The following is a 14,900-nucleotide window of genomic DNA, read 5'->3' on the forward strand; positions in this document are numbered from 1 at the left end:
ACACTTCTTTGTCGTCCGTTTCCACGGCCACTGAATCACAGTGAGCTGCCCACTCGGTACACAGGGTCAACAATTACCGGGCGCTGTGACTCAAGTCACAGACTGTGACGTGTAGTTGAGGTCCGCCGAGGGAAACGGGGAATCACTTCTTCCAGGCTTTCTGAACGCAAATTCCGCGAAGCCCTTTCGAACGGGCCTCCTCGGCCGCCGGACCTAGGCCGCGGGTGGTTCCGGGGCCCGATGCGCGACCGTACCGGGCGGCGCTAGCGTTCATGGCGTGTTCACGAAAAGCCCCACCGCCGCAGCTGCCGACCTCTCCGCCCCCACCGCTCCCGCCCCCACCGTCAGCCTCGCATCCGCGCCGGAGGGCGCTCCGGTCCCGCATTCTGGTGGGGTGAGCAACGACGAGTTCCGCGCCGCCCTGTCCCGCCTCGCCGCCGGCGTGGTGCTCATCACCGCACACGATCCGGACAGCGGCGCCCACGGCGAGGCCGTCGGGATGACCGCCACCGCGTTCGTCTCGGTGTCCCTGGATCCGCCGCTGGTGATGGTGAGCGTTCGCAACGACTCCCGGATGGACGACCTGTTGGCGCAACAGCCCCTCTGGGCCGTTTCGGTCCTGTCGGAGGCGCAGCGCCACATTGCGGGACGGTTCGCAATGAAGGGCCGCATCAGTGACCGACTGCTCTTCGAGGACATTCCCCACACAACCGGCGAAGCGACCGGTGCACCGCTCATCGGCGGCGCCCTGGCGAACCTGGAGTGCCGCACCGAGCAGCGCGTCACGGCGGGCGACCACACCCTCGTCATCGGCCGCGTGCTGACCGCCGCCACGCCCACCGAGGACGACGGCCCGCTGACCTACTTCCGCGGGAAGTACCGGCACCTGGGCTGAGCCGCCGGGCGCGGTCCGGGCGGTCAGTCCCAGCCGCGCCCGGAACGCCCCTTCTTGACGTCGCCGCGCTGCTTCTTCTCCCGCAGCCGCCGTTCGTTGACGCCCCGGGGGACGCGCGCCTTCCTCCGCTGCTTGGGCGGCGGCGCGGTCGCCTCGGCGAGCAGCGAGGCGAGCCGTACGGCCGCGGTCTCGCGGTTGCGCCACTGGGAGCGGTGGTCGGAGGCGCGCACGGAGAGCACGCCGTCGGCCAGCCGGTGCGCCAGCCGCTCCAGGGCGCGCTCCTTCCACACCTCGGGCAGCGCCTGCGTCCGGCCGAGGTCGAAGCGCAGCTCGACCTGGCTGTCGCTGGTGTTGACGTGCTGGCCGCCCGGACCCGAGGACCGCGAGAAACGCCAGACGAGTTCGGCTTCGGGGAGAACGACCGCACCGCGGATGACATGGGGCCCGGACATGCCCCCATGGTCCCGCGTTCCACGCCACCGGTCACCCGCATTTCGCCACAGGCCGCACCGGCCGGCCTCCGGCGCCGCGCCCGGACCTGCCGAAAACCAACCGCAAAGAAAGTAAAGAGAGCTGGAACCTCGCGGCCCCTTGCTTGCGTTGAGTGAGGAAACGGTAGCTTCGTGCGCAGTACGGAGCCCGATGCATTCACGAGGGAACACGAGGGAAAGGGACATCCCATGGCTGTAAGCCTGTCCAAGGGCGGCAACGTCTCGCTCACCAAGGAGGCGCCCGGTCTCACCGCCGTCACGGTCGGCCTCGGCTGGGACGTCCGCACCACCACCGGCACCGACTTCGACCTCGACGCCAGCGCCATCGCGGTCAACCCGACCGGCAAGGTCTACTCGGACTCCCACTTCGTCTTCTTCAACAACAAGGCGACGCCGGACCAGTCCATCGTCCACACCGGCGACAACACCACCGGCCAGGGCGAGGGCGACGACGAGGCCATCAACGTCAACCTCGCCGCGCTGCCCGCCGACATCGACAAGATCGTTTTCCCGGTCTCGATCTACGACGCCGAGAGCCGCAGCCAGAACTTCGGCCAGGTGCGCAACGCCTACATCCGCATCGTCAACCAGGCCGGCGGTGCCGAGGTCGCCCGCTACGACCTGAGCGAGGACGCCGCCACCGAGACCGCCATGGTCTTCGGCGAGCTGTACCGCAACGGCGCCGACTGGAAGTTCCGCGCCGTGGGCCAGGGCTACGCCTCGGGCCTGGCCGGTATCGCCCAGGACTTCGGCGTCAACGTCTGACATGCCGAAAGCCGGCGGGCCGGGACCGCAGGGATCCGGCCCGCCGCGCCCGGCTCCCGGGGGCCCGGCTCCCGGGAGTCCGGCCGACGGGCCCGGGGCGCCCGTTCCCGTCCTCGGCCCGGCTCGCCCCGAGGACGCCGCGGCGCTCGCCCGGATGCAGTTCGCGGCCTGGCTGGAGACGTATCCGGGGACGGCCCCCGGGATCGACGAACAGTGGATCCGGGAACAACGCGGCGACCTCCTGAGGGAGGAAGGGGCCGCCGGATGGCGCGCCTTCCTCGACAAGGCGTCACACCGCCCGCACCGCGCCTTCTGCCATGTCGCCCGCGCGCCCGAGGGCGCCGTGACCGCCGTGCTGTGCGGGCTGCGCGAAGCGGCCGCCCCCGCGACCGGAACGACGGCGCACGCGCCCCCGCCCGACCCGCCGCCGGAGACCGTCACGCTCGGGCCGATGTACGTCCTGCGCCGGGCGCAGGGCCTGGGGATCGGCAGCCGGCTGATGGACACCTTCCTCGCCTGGGCCGGTAGGGCGCCGGTACGCCTCTGGGTGACGTCCTCCAACGAAGGCGCCGTCCGCTTCTACCGCCGCCACGGCTTCACCCCGACCGGCGAACGCCATCTCTGGCGCGACCGCCTGCCCAACATCCGGATGGTCCGGGACGGCGGCGAGGGCTGACCGCCTCCCGCACCGGACCCGCCGCCCTTTCTTCCGCCCGCCCTACGCGGCCGCGGGCCCGCGCTGCGCGACCGTCCGCGCGGGCGGCGCCGGCGCCGTTCCGCCGTCCGGGGCGCCTTCGGGGGTGGCCGCGCGGACGACGGCCTCCATCGACAGGCCGAGCGTGTCGGCCAGTGCGGCGATCGTGAAGAACGCGGGCGTCGGCACCCGCCCGGTCTCGATCTTCCGCAGCGTCTCGGCCGACAGTCCGGCCACCGCCGCGACCTCGACCATGCTGCGGTCGCCGCGTGCCGCACGCAGCAACGCACCGAGCCGCTCGCCGCGCTCGCGTTCCCAGGGAGTCAGTGGAGTCCGCACCATGGACGTGATACTAATACCGGTAAACCAATACCGGTAAAGAAATACCGCCCCGGTATCGTTCGGCTGCCTGCCGCCCCGTTCGGGGCCCGGCCCCGCCTCTCGCCCCTCGGACCTCGTCCCAGGTGCGTCCGGCATGCCGCGACGACGGCCCCGGCGCACGAATTTCCCTGAAAGGCCTCACACCATGGTCGAGCTCAAATCCGACGCGGCACTGGACGCGATGCGCGTGGCCGGGCGGGTCGTCGCCGATGCGCTGGCCGCCGCCCGCGCGGCCGCCGCCCCCGGCGTACGGGTGCGGGAACTGGACGAGGCGGCCCGCACCGTCCTGCACGAGGCCGGGGCCACCTCCCCCTTCCTCGGCTACCGGCCCTCCTTCGCGCCGACCCCGTTCCCCGCCGTCATCTGCGCCTCCGTCAACGACGCGATCGTGCACGGCATCCCGGACGACACCCGCCTGCGCGACGGCGATGTGGTCGGCATCGACTGCGGCGCCCTCGTCGACGGCTGGGCGGGCGACGCCGCCGTCAGCTTCGCCGTAGGCACGGCGCGCCCCGAGGACCAGCGTCTGCTCGACACCACCCGCCAGGCACTCGAAGCGGGCATCGCCGCCGCCGTGACCGGCGCCCGGATCGGTGACATCTCCCACGCCATCGGCAGCGTCGGCCGGGCCGCCGGTTACGGCATCCTGGACGGCTTCGGTGGCCACGGCATCGGCCGCCGGATGCACGAGGACCCGGGCGTCCCCAACGAGGGCCGCCCCGGCCGCGGCTTCCCCCTCCGCCACGGTCTGGTCCTCGCCATCGAGCCGATGTTCCACGCCGGCGGCAAGGACACCTTCGTCACCGACCCCGACGGCTGGACCCTCCGCACCGAGGACGGCAGCCGCGCCGCCCACTTCGAGCACACCGTGGCCATCACGGAGGACGGCCCGCGCATCCTGACCCTGCCGTAGCCCGCGCACCGGCTCCCGCCGCGGGCGCCCGCCCCCTCCGGCCATGACACCATCGACAGCGTGATCGACCTCGGCTACTCGCTCTCCCGCCGCTTCCCGGACCCGCCCCAGACGGACTACCGGACGGCGGACGTCCACGCCCTGCGGCACGACCTCTTCTGCGGTGACGTCTACCTCGCCGACACCCGGGAGGACCGTGAGGTGTCCACGGCCTGGGGCTGGGTGCCGGTGCTCGACTTCGCCTGGGCGCTGTGCGACATCGTCGAGCAGCTGGACTCCGACCCGCGGGGCAGCAGGTCGGCCCGGCCGGTCCACGCCGAGCTGGACTTCACGGAGTCCGCGGACCGGATGCTCTTCGAGCGGCGCTTCGGCTGGGTGGAGGTCACCGCCGACTGGATGACGACGGACGAACCGCCGCTCGTCCTCAACCACGGCGCGCTGCGCCGCGAGGCCCGCGACTTCCTGCACGACCTGATCGCCGACCTCGGCGACATGCACGACGGCCTCGCCGACAACCCCGCCATCTGGGCCCTCCAGGCCCGCTTCCCCCGGGTCTGACCGGGGCCGGGCTCCCGTACGGGTGGCCGGTACGTTCCTCACTCCGTGAGACGCGCGGCCCACGGGTGCGGCAGCCCGTACGTCCGGGTGATCGCGGCGGTGAGCCAGCGCCGCTGCGGGGCGGTGAGGACGGGCAGGACGGCCCGGAAGTCCGCCTCGTCCTTGGGGCGCGGGGCCTGGGACTTGTAGTAGAGCTGCACCTCGGGCGTGAGGAACGGGACGCCGCCCGCGAGTGACGGGGCACCGGTCAGCGCATCCAGGGGGCGGCGGACGCCGGGGTCGCGCCGGGAGGTCCATTCCGCCCCGCGGGACTCGTCCAGCATCACCTGGAGACGCCAGGGTGCCCGCGGGCCCGGGCGGCACCAGATGTCGTGCACGGCGGCGGGCAAGGTCTCGCCGGGCCGCCACGGGCGCAGCCGTCCCGGCGGGTCGGCGGCCCACCACTCCCAGTCCGGCAGGGCCCGCTGCACCACGAGCTGATCGCGCCGCAGCAGCAGCACATCGAGGTCGGCGTGGTCGCGGAAGCGGCGGCCCACCGCCCGCTCGATCGCGAACCCGCCGGCCACCCACCAGCGGCAGCCGTGCCCGCCGAACGCGGCGGCCGCCTCGGCGGGGGAGGCGGGGTCCCAGCGGGTCAGGTCGGTGGGGGTGGGGGGAAGTTCGTCGTTGTCGATGTCTCTCTCCCCTCCCCCCCCGCGCCCGCCCGCCCCGCACCGCCTCACCCGGCTTCCCGCCCCCCGCCGCTCCTCACTCCACCCGGACCCCCAGGTGGGCGGCGAACGACGGGGAGAGGTCGAGGAGTTGGGCGGGGCTGATGACCGCGCCGGAGAGGCCGTCGATGCCGCGGGCCACGTCGAGGGCGGCCGCGCCCCGCAGGTCGACGTCCTTCATCCGGGCGCCGGTGAAGTCGGCCCGTGCGACCGTGCAGTCCTCGAAGGTGACGCGCTCCAGCTGCGCGCCGGAGAAGTCCGCCTCGACCAGGACGCAACCCTCGAAGACCACGTCCCGCAGCTTCGCTGTACGCAGATTCGGGAAGTCGATCTTTCCGCCGCGCACCACGACCCGCTCCAGCACCGCACCGTGCAACTGCGCACCGCCCAGCCGGGCGTCGGTGACCTCCACATCGCGCAGCGACGCCTGTGAGAGGTCCGTGCCGACGCCGCGTATGCCGCTCAGGACGGTGTCGATGAACCGCGCGCGGCTCAGCTCCGTCTCGTCGAGCGCGCAGCGGCGGAGTGCGCAGTCCATGAACCGGGCGCCGCGCGCCGACTGGCCCGCCGCGTCGACGTCCGTGAACTCCAGCCCGTCGTAATCCCCTTCGGGCTCCAGCTCACCGCCGTCGTACGCCATCAGCTCGGGCAGTCTCACCTCCGCCCGGCGCACCGCCCGGATCGTCCCCGTACGCCGCCCTGCCACGCTCCACCGCCTTCCGTTCGCCGCGGCTGGGCCTGTCGCCCGGCCGCGGCGACACCCCCGTGCCCGCCGCGGCTGACCGACCGGCCGGGCGCACCGTGCGCGCCCCACCGCCAACTGCCCACCCATCGTGAACCACACCACTGACAATCCCCGTCGGCGCGGCCCCCTCCAAGGCGCCGTCCGGCCGTCACCGACGGTTCCGGAAAAGCTCTGACCTGCGCAACCATCACGTGGAAAATTGTTTCGGGGCTCCCTGGGGGACACGGCGCCGCCTTCCGGGCGGCGTCCGGGAGGCGGTTGCCGGCGGGCTCAGCGCACCAGCGTCATCCCCCGCTCGGTGGTGTTGAGGCGGCGGCCGCCCGTCTCCGTGCAGGTGACGATGTCCTCGATGCGTACGCCGAAGCGGCCCGGCAGGTAGATGCCGGGCTCGATGGAGAAGCACATGCCGGGGACGAGGGGCAGGTGTTCGCCCTCCACCATGTACGGCGGTTCGTGCGTGGTGACGCCGATGCCGTGGCCGGTGCGGTGGATGAAGTACTCGCCGTATCCGGCGGCCTTGATCACCCGGCGGGCGACGCGGTCGATCTCCTGGCACGCCACCCCGGGGCGCACCGCCTCGAACGCCGCCTGCTGCGCCTCGCGGACGATGTCGTGCACCGTGCGCTCCTCGGCGGTCGGCTCGCCGACATGGACCGTGCGGGTGGTGTCGGAGCCGTAGCCGTCCTTGAGGCCGCCGAAGTCGAGGACGACCATGTCGCCGTCCTGGATCAGCCGGTCGCCCGCCTCGTGGTGCGGGTTGGCGCCGTTGGGGCCGGAGCCGACGATGGTGAAGTCGACCTGCCCGTGGCCGTGGCGGACCAGCAGCCGGCTGAGGTCGGCGGCGACCTCGCGTTCGCGGCGGCCGGCGAACGGCAGGCCCAGGATGTCGTCGTACGTCGCATCGGCCGCGGCGCCCGCCGCCGCCATCCGCTCGATCTCGTACGCGTCCTTCACGGCGCGCAGCATCGGCAGCGCCTCGGACAGGGCGCCGTAGCCGCTGTCCGGCAGGGTCCGCTGGAGGCCGAGGAGGTGCAGCGCCCAGGTGGAGTCCGAGACGCCGTAGCGTCCCTCGGGGACGAGCCAGGCCGCCAGTTCCGCGTAGGGGTCGGTGCCATCGCCCCACCCGGTGACGGCCAGGGCACCGGCGCCCGGGGCCGCCTCGGCGTCCGGACGTTCCAGGGCGGGCACCAGCAACCGCGGCCGGGCGCCGGGGGTGAGGACGAGGGCGGTCAGCCGTTCCGTGACCGCGGTGACCTGGTAGCCGCACAGCCAGCCCAGATCCGGGCCCGGCGTCACGATCAGGCCGTCGAGTCCCGCCGCGGCGGCCGCGGCGGCGGCCCGTTCCATCCGCTGCCCGTAAGCGTCACGTGTCATGGAGGTCGCCATGGCCGCAATGTACGCCCGCCGCTCCGGCGCCCGCACCCGTTCCGGGCGGTCTGCTCCGGGGCGCCACCCGCTCGGCCACCGGCGCGGATGCCCTGTCCGCGCGCCCGGCGCGCCCGCCCGGCCGGTGCGCCCCCGGCGCGGGCCCCGGACGTCTCCCGGCCCCGGCGGCTACGCCTTCGGCTGGGTGAAGCGGAGGTTGTTGCCGAAGGGGTCACGCAGTCCGCAGTCGATCCCGTACGGGCGTTCCGTCGGCTCCTGGGTGAACTCGACGCCGCGCGCCCGGAGCGTCTCGTAGGTGGCGCGGCAGTCGTCGGTGGCGAGGATGAGCCAGCCGCCCATCGCGCCCTTGGTGACCAGGTCACGGACCTGGGCGGCCGTCTCCTCGGAGAGCGCGGGGGCGCCCGGCTTCTCCAGGAGGATCTGCCGCTCGGGGTGGCCGGGGACGGCGACGGTCAGCCACCGCATGAACCCCATGTCGATGTCGGCGGTGACCTCGAGACCGAGGGTGCCGACGTAGAAGTCGAGGGCCTTGTCCTGGTCGAGGACGTAGAGCTGTGAGTGCGTGATGGCGTTGAACATGTCCTCAACCTACGGGCGGGGGTGGCCGGAAAACTTCTCCGAAACTGCTCTCCTCCGCGGCTCTCCGAGGCGCCGCGCCCCGCCTCACCCGTGGGGCCGTGTCCACGCCATGGTGAAACAGGTCGGTACGCCCGCCGCCACCGCTTCCCTCCGGTACGTCCGCGGTGAGCTGCCGACGATCTCGCGGAAGGTCCGGCTGAAGGTGCCGAGGCTGCCGAAGCCGACCTCGTAGCAGATGTCCGTGACGCTGCGGTCGGTCTCGCGCAGCAGCGACATCGCCCGTTCGACCCGGCGTCGTTGCAGGTAGCGGTGGGGTGTCTCGCCGAAGGTGGCCCGGAAGGTGCGGGCGAAGTGGGCCGGGGACACATGGGCGATCCGGGCCAGCGCCGGGACGTCCAGCGGCTGCGCGTACGCCCGGTCCATCGCGTCCCGCGCCCGCAGCATGCGCCGGTTGCGCTCCTCCACCGCCTCGTTCACGGCGCCATCACACCACGCGGGCGCGGCGGGTGCCCGAGAGGTGTTCAGGATGTGTTCAGAACGCGGGTGGCACGGTCGGGCACCATGAGTGCTGACATCTCCGCAGCCGTGACGGCCCACGGGCCGGCCGGCGCCACGCGCCCCCGTCCCCGCCGTAACAAGGTCCCTGAGGTCACCCCGTACTTCTGGGTGATCAAGATCCTGTGCACCACGGTCGGTGAGACGGCCGCGGATCTGCTGAGCGAGAAGCTGGGCCTCGGGCTGACCGGGGTGTCGCTGCTGATGAGCGCGGTGCTGGTCGGAGTGGGCGTGGCACAGTTCCGCACCGCCTCCTACCGGCCCGGCGTCTACTGGTCGGCGGTGGCGATGATCAGCGTCGTCGGCACGCTGCTCAGCGACAACCTGACGGACGGCCTCGGCGTGCCCCTGGAGGTCTCCACCGCCGCCTTCGCGCTCGTTCTCGCCGCGGTGTTCGCCCTGTGGTTCCGCAGCGAGCGGACGCTCTCCATCCACCACATCGACACCACCCGCCGGGAGTCCTTCTACTGGCTCGCCGTGCTGTTCACCTTCGCCCTGGGCACCGCCGCGGGTGATCTGGTCGCCGAGCGCCTGGACCTGGGGTACTCGCTCTCCGCCGTGCTGTTCGCCGCCGCCCTCGCCGTGGTGGCGGCGGCGCGCTCCACCCACGCCCTGGGTGCGGTGGGGAGCTTCTGGACCGCCTATGTGCTGACCCGGCCGCTGGGCGCCTCCCTCGGGGACTACCTCGCGCAGCCGGTCGCCGACGGCGGGCTGGGCCTCGGCACCGTGCTCACCAGCGTGCTGTTCCTGGCGGTCATTCTGATCCTGGTGGTGTTCCTGACCGTGACCCGGCGCGATGTCTCCGGCCCGGAGGACGGGAGCCCGCGGGGGGCCTGAGGGCGGGCCGCGGCGTTCAGGATGCGTTCAGGGAGCGGCTGGGAGGGTCGGGCGGCGTGTGCCGCCACCGCGCACGCCCCCTACCGGCATTCCCTCGGAGAGTTCCACCGTGGAAAACCCCCAAGCCCTGACCGGTCCGGACGCCGCCGTCACCGCCCCGCCACCGGCGTCCGCGGCGCCCGCCCCCGGCCCGAAGAAGCTGCCGGAGGTCACCCCGGCCTTCTGGATCATGAAGATCGCGGCGACCACTCTCGGCGAGACGGCCGGTGGCCTCTTCGCCCAGACCCTCAAGCTGGGCTACTTCCTCACCACCGTCCTGCTGTTCCTGATCTTCGTGGTCACGCTCGCCGTCCAGCTGCGGTCCCGGCGCTACCACCCGTTCTTCTACTGGACCGTCATCCTGTCGACCAGTACGGCGGGCACCACGATGTCCGACTTCATGAACCGCGACGCGAGCGCCACGTACCTCTCCGGCGGGGCCACCTCCCTGGGCTGGGGGCCGCAGGGACTGGGCCTGGGGTATCCGGCCGGAGCCGCGATCCTGATCACACTGCTCCTCGCGATCTTCGCCGTCTGGAGGAGTACCGGGCTGACGTTCGCCCTCCGCGACATCGTCACCTTCCGCGCGGAGGCGCTGTTCTGGACCGCGATCCTGGTGTCGAACACGCTCGGCACCTCGATGGGCGACTTCCTCTCCGACAGCTCCGGACTCGGCTACGCGGGCGGCGCGCTCCTCGTCACCGGTGCGCTCGCGGTGCTGGTGGCCCTGATGAAGGTGCCCGCCGTACCGAACGTGCTGCTCTTCTGGATCGCCTTCGTCCTCACCCGCCCCCTGGGGGCGACCGCCGGTGACTTCCTCACCAAGCCGCTCGCCAAGGGCGGTCTCGACCTCGGTACGGCGGGTTCGTCGGCCGTGCTCCTCACCGTCCTGATCGGCTTCACGGTCCGTGCCCAGCTGCGGGAGCGCCGGGACGCCGTCCCCCGCGAACGCTGACGGCGGGCCCGGTCAGCCGCCGGGCAGGGTGACCACGAACCGCGCCCCGGACGGCTCCCCGGCCTCGTGGGCCACCTCACCGCCCGCGGCGCGGGCCAGCCGCCGGGCGAGCGGCAGCCCCAGGCCCGCGCCGCCGTGCCCGTCCGCCGGATCGGCCCGGCTGCCCGGCCGGAACAGCTCGGCGACGAAGGCGGGCGGGACCCCCGGGCCGTCGTCGGTGACCTCCACCGAGGTGGTGCCGTCCGCCCGCCCGACCCGGATGCCGACCGCGGTACGCGCGTACCGCAGGGCGTTGTCGGCGAGCGGGCCGACGATCCGTTCCAGCAGCGGGGCGGGCACCCCGGCGACCGCCGCGTCCGGGCCGGTGACCGTGACGGCGGGCCCGTCCGGGCGGGTGAGCCGGTCCGCGAGCCGCCGCACCGTGGCCACCGCGTCGCTGGTCCCCGGGGCGGTGTGGGCGGTGGCGCGGGCGTCGTCGAGGAGAGTGTCGCAGATGGAGCGCATGGAGTCGGCGGCATCGGCGAGGTGCGCATGGGTCGCCGCGGTCTCGGCGGCGGTGCGCGGACGCGCCCGCCACCAGTCGAGTTCGGCGGTGATCCGCGCCAGGGGCGTGCGCAGTTCGTGCGAGAGCTCCCGGGTGAGCTGCTGTTCGTGGCGGAGCACCGCGCGGATACGGTCCAGCAGCTCGTCCAGGGAGGCGCCGAGCCGCGTCAGTTCGGCGGGGCGTCCGGTACCGGCCAGGCGGTGCGGGGAGGCGACCGCGCTCCACCGGGTGGCCTGGTCGGTCATCTCCGTCACCGGGCGCAGCGCCCGCCCCACGGCCAGCCAGGTCAGCACGTACGCGCCCGCCAGCACCGCACCGTCCAGGGCGAGGGAGGCCCACAGCAGGGTGGCGGCCGAGGCGCGGTAGGGGCCGAGGTCCAGGGCGGCCACCACGGCGGCGGCCGGCCGGCCGTGGGCGTCGGGTGCGCCCACCGGTGCCGCGCACAGGCGTATCGGGGCCCCCGCGTCGTGGACCGCGCACCGCCTGTCGCCGTGGGCGGCGAGGCGGGCCGCGGTCCGGCCGAGCGGGGTGCCGGCCGGGGCGGAGGCGGGGTGTTCGAGGAGGCGGGGGCCCGCGTAGATCCACACGTTGGTGTCGAGGGGCGCGTCGTCGGTCGTCTCCAGGACGCGTACCGGGGTGCGGCGGGTGTCGACGGTGGCGGCCACCGCGGTCACCCGGGTGTGCAGTTCGTCGTCCGCCTGCCGTTGGAGGTGGTGGCGGACGACCAGGTTGCAGACGACGGTGAGCAGCACCATCACCGAGGCGGCGCAGGTCAGCGCCGCCAGGGAGAGCCGTCCGCGCAGGGTGCGGGGGCCGCGGCGGGCGAACGCCGCGGCGATCCGGGGGCGGCGGGGCCGGGCGGTGCCGGTCATGACAGGCGGTGCCCGATGCCGCGGGCGGTGCCGATCGTCAGGGCGCTGCCGGCGTCCCGGAGCTTGCGCCGCAGCCGGCTCAGGTACTGGTCAAGGGTGTTGTCGCTGACCTGCGCGCCGGCCGGCCACCCGGCGCGGACCAGTTCCCGGCGGCGCACCACCGCCCCCGGCTCGGCCAGCAGCGCGGCCAGCAGCCGGAACTCGGTGGGCGTCAGCGCCGTCTCGACGCCCCGTACGGACAGGCCGTGCCGCACCGGGTCGAGGGTGAGGTCCCCGGTGGCGAGGCCGGTCGCGGCGCCGGACCGGCGGAGGGCGGCGCGCAGCCGTGCGGTGAGTTCGGCGAGGTGGAACGGCTTGGGCAGATAGTCGTCGCCGCCCGAGGAGAACCCGCTCAGCCGGTCCGCGAGCCCGCCGTGCGCGGTGAGGAAGACGACCGGCCGGAGGAATCCGCGCGCCCGCATCGCCTGGCACACATCGCGTCCGTCCGCGTCCGGCAGCCCGATGTCCAGCACCACCGCGTCGACGCCGTCGCCGACGAGCCGCAGCGCACCGGCCCCGTCCGGGGCTGCCACCGTCCCGAACCCCTCCTCCCGCAGCCCGCGCACCAGGACGTCACGCAGGGCGGGATCGTCCTCGACGACCAGGATCGTGGCGGGATGCAACAGCGGTCACCTCACGGACCCGGGCGCGGCCGGTCCCGCGCCGCGCGGCCACCGGAGCGGCGGCGCCGGACGCGGACGGAACGGTCCCGGGCGATCAGGGACGGGCGGAACGCCCACGGCAATGTCTACAGCACTGTAGACGATGCGCCGCGCCTCCGGCCCGTAGCGCCCTCCGCCGCCCTCCCGCAGTACACCGCCGACGCGCTCACCGGGCATCCGGGCGCCGAGGGTGACGGGGATACGAGGGAGCGGGGCACAGAAGGGCCTCCGGCAGTCGCCACCGTCCCGAACCGGGACGTACAGTACCCCGAGGGGTATGGGCGAAAAGCGGTCGGAAACGGCGGCCTGGTCATGGAACGGAAGCGTGGTCGTGGAACTGGAGCTTGAGGGCGCCTCGTTGAAGGCGGTACTGAACCGGCTGCGGCGGGCCCAGGGACAGATCTCCGGCGTGATCCGGATGATCGAGGAGGGCCGGGACTGCGAGGACGTCGTCACACAGCTGGCCGCCGCCTCCCGGGCCCTGGACCGGGCCGGATTCGCGATCATCGCCACCGGCCTCCAGCAGTGCGTGGCGGACATCGAGTCCGGCGCGAAGAGCGGCGAGGACACCGAGCAGATGCGGGCCCGCCTGGAGAAACTCTTCCTGTCACTGGCGTAGCCGGGGGCGCCGGCCCCGGCGAACGGCCTTCCCGGGCCGGCCGGGCCGGTGCCGCTCGCCCGGCACCGACACCATCCGTCCGGCGCCGGCCCCGATCCCGGCCCCGGCGATCACCGCCCGGCCGGTCGGCATCCCCAGGCCGACGTCAGGCACGGGCACCGGTCACCGGGCACCGGACACCGGGCATCACGCCCGCTCGCGCTCCAACCCCCACGTCTGCAGCGCGTAAGCCCGCCCCTTCTCCTCCCCCGTGATCAGCGGCACGTCGAGCAGCCGGAAACCGGCCCTGGTGGCCACGGCCACGCTCGCCGCGTTCTCCGCCTCCAGCTCCAGGATCACCTGCTCCACGCCCAGCACCTCGAAGGCGTATCCGGCCATCACCCGCACCGCGCGCGCCGCCAGCCCCTGGCCCCGGTGCGCGGGGCCGATCGCGTACCCCAGCTCCGTCCCCTCGGGAGCGCGCCGCAGCATCACCTCGCCGAGCGGCGCGCCGCCGTCGACGGTGACGGCCAGCATGATGACCTTCCCCTCGGCCCGCAGCTGCCGGGCCCGGACCAGCCGATCGTCGGCGGCCGCCGCGTCGAAGGGCGAGACGACCGGCGTCCAGTACGCGATATCGGGGTGATCGAACAGCTCCGGCATCGCACTCCGGTCCGCCTCCGTCCAGTCACGCAGAACGAGCCCCTCCCCCGAAAGCTCCATCCGCTCGGGAAAGGGCGACACACTGCTGCTCATGGCGGAAACCTCCTGGCCGGTTGAGAACGAGGCAGGGTAACCGGCGCGCCCTCACCCCACCGAAATCCCGGACAGAGCGCTACGCGGCCCTTACAGCACGTAGGCGGACGGTCCGAGCCGAGTCCGGGACCGAACAGGCCCCGGCACACAACCCGGAATTCGATATCGCCCGCTCGACTACGGCAGGGTCTTACCCCTGAAGACGTCGGCCTTGCTGTAACGCGGCAAGCTTTTCGGCAGATTCATCACGCGGTAGCCACGCCCCTCATTGTCCAGCCGCGTACTCCCCGGCTCTCCGCCGGAGACCCAGGAAAAGGTGACCACGAAGCGCACGTCCCGGGCGACATGCCTGATATTGAAGGTGAACTGCTCAGGATCGCCGGACGCCACCTTGAAAGGAAAGTCCCGCCCCTGAATGACCTTCCCTTGCCCCGTACGTTCCACGCTCGGCTTCACGGACACGGGGACGGCCGTCAGATCGACGTCGAAGGGCCGCTCGTCCATCCCTCCGCCGCACTCGTCGTCGACAACTGATCCATGCTCGGGGAGCGGCCGGGTGGAGAGCACGGAGACTTTGACGCCTGTGACGACGATCGCCTGGGGCGTACTCGTCTGGAGAGTGACAGGGAGCGAGGGCCATGCCTCGGCGGTCGGAATGTGGACGCCGCCGCGGTCAATCTTTTCGGCCTTTTTGTGCAGCTCCGCCAACGGGGCATCCAGATACCTCGGGTTACAGCCGAGAAGACCGGAGGAATAAGCCGTGAGCCCCGGAGGGCCCGACATCTGGCCTTGCAGCCATTCCCACCCTCCCTGGAAAACCAGGGCAACCACACCCGTCAGGACCGTCACCATTGCGCCGATCCACAGTTTCCTGTCGCGCAGTGAAGCCCCTTCGCGTTCCTCCGCGCCCGGCGCTCTCCCCGATC

Annotated in this window: 19 protein-coding genes; 8 read left to right on the plus strand and 11 right to left on the minus strand. The window is 73.0% G+C overall.

Features of this window, described 5'->3' with window-relative positions:
• Window positions 1-277 precede the first annotated feature (277 nt).
• Window positions 278-895 (plus strand): flavin reductase family protein, encoded by a 618-nt coding sequence (locus ACF1BH_RS03980; protein ID WP_391640790.1) that lies wholly within the window; start codon window positions 278-280, stop codon window positions 893-895.
• Window positions 896-918: 23 nt separating this feature from the next.
• On the opposite strand, the gene arfB is transcribed toward ACF1BH_RS03980, so the two are convergent.
• Window positions 919-1,347, minus strand: a complete 429-nt coding sequence (gene arfB, locus ACF1BH_RS03985) for an alternative ribosome rescue aminoacyl-tRNA hydrolase ArfB (RefSeq protein ID WP_391640791.1) — start codon at window positions 1,345-1,347, stop codon at window positions 919-921.
• Between the two features lie 228 nt (window positions 1,348-1,575).
• Between arfB and ACF1BH_RS03990 the strand changes: the two genes are divergently transcribed.
• Together ACF1BH_RS03990 and ACF1BH_RS03995 are read left to right on the plus strand one after the other, a co-directional pair.
• On the plus strand, window positions 1,576-2,151 hold the full coding sequence (locus ACF1BH_RS03990; protein WP_391640792.1) for a TerD family protein: 576 nt from the start codon (window positions 1,576-1,578) through the stop codon (window positions 2,149-2,151).
• Window positions 2,152-2,305: 154 nt separating this feature from the next.
• Window positions 2,306-2,827 (plus strand): GNAT family N-acetyltransferase, encoded by a 522-nt coding sequence (locus tag ACF1BH_RS03995; protein WP_391640793.1) that lies wholly within the window; start codon window positions 2,306-2,308, stop codon window positions 2,825-2,827.
• 42 nt (window positions 2,828-2,869) lie between these two features.
• Here the strand turns inward: ACF1BH_RS03995 and ACF1BH_RS04000 are convergent, their stop codons facing one another.
• Window positions 2,870-3,187 (minus strand): helix-turn-helix domain-containing protein, encoded by a 318-nt coding sequence (locus tag ACF1BH_RS04000; protein ID WP_391640794.1) that lies wholly within the window; start codon window positions 3,185-3,187, stop codon window positions 2,870-2,872.
• 184 nt (window positions 3,188-3,371) lie between these two features.
• Here ACF1BH_RS04000 and map point away from each other — a divergent pair, with 184 nt between their 5' ends.
• Window positions 3,372-4,139: a type I methionyl aminopeptidase gene (gene map / locus ACF1BH_RS04005; protein WP_391640795.1), complete on the plus strand. Its 768-nt coding sequence runs from the start codon at window positions 3,372-3,374 to the stop codon at window positions 4,137-4,139.
• A 60-nt stretch (window positions 4,140-4,199) separates the two neighbouring features.
• A complete protein-coding gene (locus ACF1BH_RS04010; protein WP_391640796.1) occupies window positions 4,200-4,697 on the plus strand; it encodes a hypothetical protein in 498 nt (165 codons plus the stop codon).
• A gap of 38 nt (window positions 4,698-4,735) precedes the next feature.
• Here ACF1BH_RS04010 and ACF1BH_RS04015 read toward each other — a convergent pair whose 3' ends face one another.
• The 5 genes from ACF1BH_RS04015 to ACF1BH_RS04035 form a co-directional block, all read right to left on the minus strand.
• Window positions 4,736-5,335 (minus strand): nucleotidyltransferase domain-containing protein, encoded by a 600-nt coding sequence (locus ACF1BH_RS04015; protein WP_391641011.1) that lies wholly within the window; start codon window positions 5,333-5,335, stop codon window positions 4,736-4,738.
• A gap of 109 nt (window positions 5,336-5,444) precedes the next feature.
• Window positions 5,445-6,089 (minus strand): pentapeptide repeat-containing protein, encoded by a 645-nt coding sequence (locus tag ACF1BH_RS04020; RefSeq protein ID WP_391641012.1) that lies wholly within the window; start codon window positions 6,087-6,089, stop codon window positions 5,445-5,447.
• A gap of 333 nt (window positions 6,090-6,422) precedes the next feature.
• Window positions 6,423-7,538 carry a M24 family metallopeptidase gene (locus ACF1BH_RS04025; protein ID WP_391640797.1) on the minus strand — a complete coding sequence of 372 codons (1,116 nt, stop codon included), beginning with the start codon at window positions 7,536-7,538 and terminating at the stop codon, window positions 6,423-6,425.
• A 168-nt stretch (window positions 7,539-7,706) separates the two neighbouring features.
• The gene (locus ACF1BH_RS04030; protein ID WP_391640798.1) at window positions 7,707-8,117 is read right to left on the minus strand and encodes a VOC family protein; all 411 of its coding nucleotides are present in this window, start codon (window positions 8,115-8,117) and stop codon (window positions 7,707-7,709) included.
• Between the two features lie 84 nt (window positions 8,118-8,201).
• Window positions 8,202-8,561, minus strand: a complete 360-nt coding sequence (locus ACF1BH_RS04035; RefSeq protein ID WP_391641013.1) for a helix-turn-helix domain-containing protein — start codon at window positions 8,559-8,561, stop codon at window positions 8,202-8,204.
• A gap of 117 nt (window positions 8,562-8,678) precedes the next feature.
• On the opposite strand from ACF1BH_RS04035, the gene ACF1BH_RS04040 reads away from it, so the two are divergent.
• Both ACF1BH_RS04040 and ACF1BH_RS04045 read left to right on the plus strand, forming a co-directional pair.
• Window positions 8,679-9,509 carry a hypothetical protein gene (locus ACF1BH_RS04040; protein WP_391640799.1) on the plus strand — a complete coding sequence of 277 codons (831 nt, stop codon included), beginning with the start codon at window positions 8,679-8,681 and terminating at the stop codon, window positions 9,507-9,509.
• Between the two features lie 109 nt (window positions 9,510-9,618).
• The gene (locus tag ACF1BH_RS04045) at window positions 9,619-10,503 is read left to right on the plus strand and encodes a hypothetical protein (protein ID WP_391640800.1); all 885 of its coding nucleotides are present in this window, start codon (window positions 9,619-9,621) and stop codon (window positions 10,501-10,503) included.
• A gap of 12 nt (window positions 10,504-10,515) precedes the next feature.
• Here the strand turns inward: ACF1BH_RS04045 and ACF1BH_RS04050 are convergent, their stop codons facing one another.
• Both ACF1BH_RS04050 and ACF1BH_RS04055 read right to left on the minus strand, forming a co-directional pair.
• Window positions 10,516-11,919, minus strand: coding sequence for a sensor histidine kinase (locus ACF1BH_RS04050; RefSeq protein ID WP_391640801.1), 1,404 nt, complete (start codon window positions 11,917-11,919; stop codon window positions 10,516-10,518).
• Complete coding sequence (locus tag ACF1BH_RS04055) at window positions 11,916-12,581, minus strand: response regulator transcription factor (protein WP_391640802.1); 666 nt, start codon at window positions 12,579-12,581, stop codon at window positions 11,916-11,918. The genes ACF1BH_RS04050 and ACF1BH_RS04055 overlap by 4 nt, the downstream gene beginning before the upstream one ends.
• A gap of 370 nt (window positions 12,582-12,951) precedes the next feature.
• Between ACF1BH_RS04055 and ACF1BH_RS04060 the strand changes: the two genes are divergently transcribed.
• Window positions 12,952-13,239 (plus strand): metal-sensitive transcriptional regulator, encoded by a 288-nt coding sequence (locus tag ACF1BH_RS04060; RefSeq protein ID WP_345079194.1) that lies wholly within the window; start codon window positions 12,952-12,954, stop codon window positions 13,237-13,239.
• A 186-nt stretch (window positions 13,240-13,425) separates the two neighbouring features.
• Here ACF1BH_RS04060 and ACF1BH_RS04065 read toward each other — a convergent pair whose 3' ends face one another.
• Window positions 13,426-13,974 (minus strand): GNAT family N-acetyltransferase, encoded by a 549-nt coding sequence (locus ACF1BH_RS04065; protein ID WP_391640803.1) that lies wholly within the window; start codon window positions 13,972-13,974, stop codon window positions 13,426-13,428.
• Window positions 13,975-14,151: 177 nt separating this feature from the next.
• On the minus strand, window positions 14,152-14,826 hold the full coding sequence (locus ACF1BH_RS04070; protein ID WP_391640804.1) for a hypothetical protein: 675 nt from the start codon (window positions 14,824-14,826) through the stop codon (window positions 14,152-14,154).
• Between the last annotated feature and the right edge of the window lie 74 nt (window positions 14,827-14,900).

The sequence above is a fragment of the Streptomyces sp. NPDC014733 genome, assembly GCF_043083385.1.
Lineage (GTDB): Bacteria > Actinomycetota > Actinomycetes > Streptomycetales > Streptomycetaceae > Streptomyces.

Excerpts from the sequence above, each read along its gene's own strand:
- ACF1BH_RS04065 (WP_391640803.1), bottom strand. The coding sequence starts at position 13,974 with ATGAGCAGCAGTGTGTCGCCCTTTCCCGAGCGGATGGAGCTTTCGGGG.
- arfB (WP_391640791.1), bottom strand. The coding sequence starts at position 1,347 with ATGTCCGGGCCCCATGTCATCCGCGGTGCGGTCGTTCTCCCCGAAGCC.
- ACF1BH_RS04070 (WP_391640804.1), bottom strand. The coding sequence starts at position 14,826 with ATGGTGACGGTCCTGACGGGTGTGGTTGCCCTGGTTTTCCAGGGAGGG.
- ACF1BH_RS03995 (WP_391640793.1), top strand. The coding sequence starts at position 2,306 with ATGCAGTTCGCGGCCTGGCTGGAGACGTATCCGGGGACGGCCCCCGGG.
- ACF1BH_RS03990 (WP_391640792.1), top strand. The coding sequence starts at position 1,576 with ATGGCTGTAAGCCTGTCCAAGGGCGGCAACGTCTCGCTCACCAAGGAG.
- ACF1BH_RS04050 (WP_391640801.1), bottom strand. The coding sequence starts at position 11,919 with ATGACCGGCACCGCCCGGCCCCGCCGCCCCCGGATCGCCGCGGCGTTC.
- ACF1BH_RS04000 (WP_391640794.1), bottom strand. The coding sequence starts at position 3,187 with ATGGTGCGGACTCCACTGACTCCCTGGGAACGCGAGCGCGGCGAGCGG.
- ACF1BH_RS04030 (WP_391640798.1), bottom strand. The coding sequence starts at position 8,117 with ATGTTCAACGCCATCACGCACTCACAGCTCTACGTCCTCGACCAGGAC.
- map (WP_391640795.1), top strand. The coding sequence starts at position 3,372 with ATGGTCGAGCTCAAATCCGACGCGGCACTGGACGCGATGCGCGTGGCC.
- ACF1BH_RS04035 (WP_391641013.1), bottom strand. The coding sequence starts at position 8,561 with ATGCTGCGGGCGCGGGACGCGATGGACCGGGCGTACGCGCAGCCGCTG.
- ACF1BH_RS04040 (WP_391640799.1), top strand. The coding sequence starts at position 8,679 with ATGAGTGCTGACATCTCCGCAGCCGTGACGGCCCACGGGCCGGCCGGC.
- ACF1BH_RS04025 (WP_391640797.1), bottom strand. The coding sequence starts at position 7,538 with ATGGCGACCTCCATGACACGTGACGCTTACGGGCAGCGGATGGAACGG.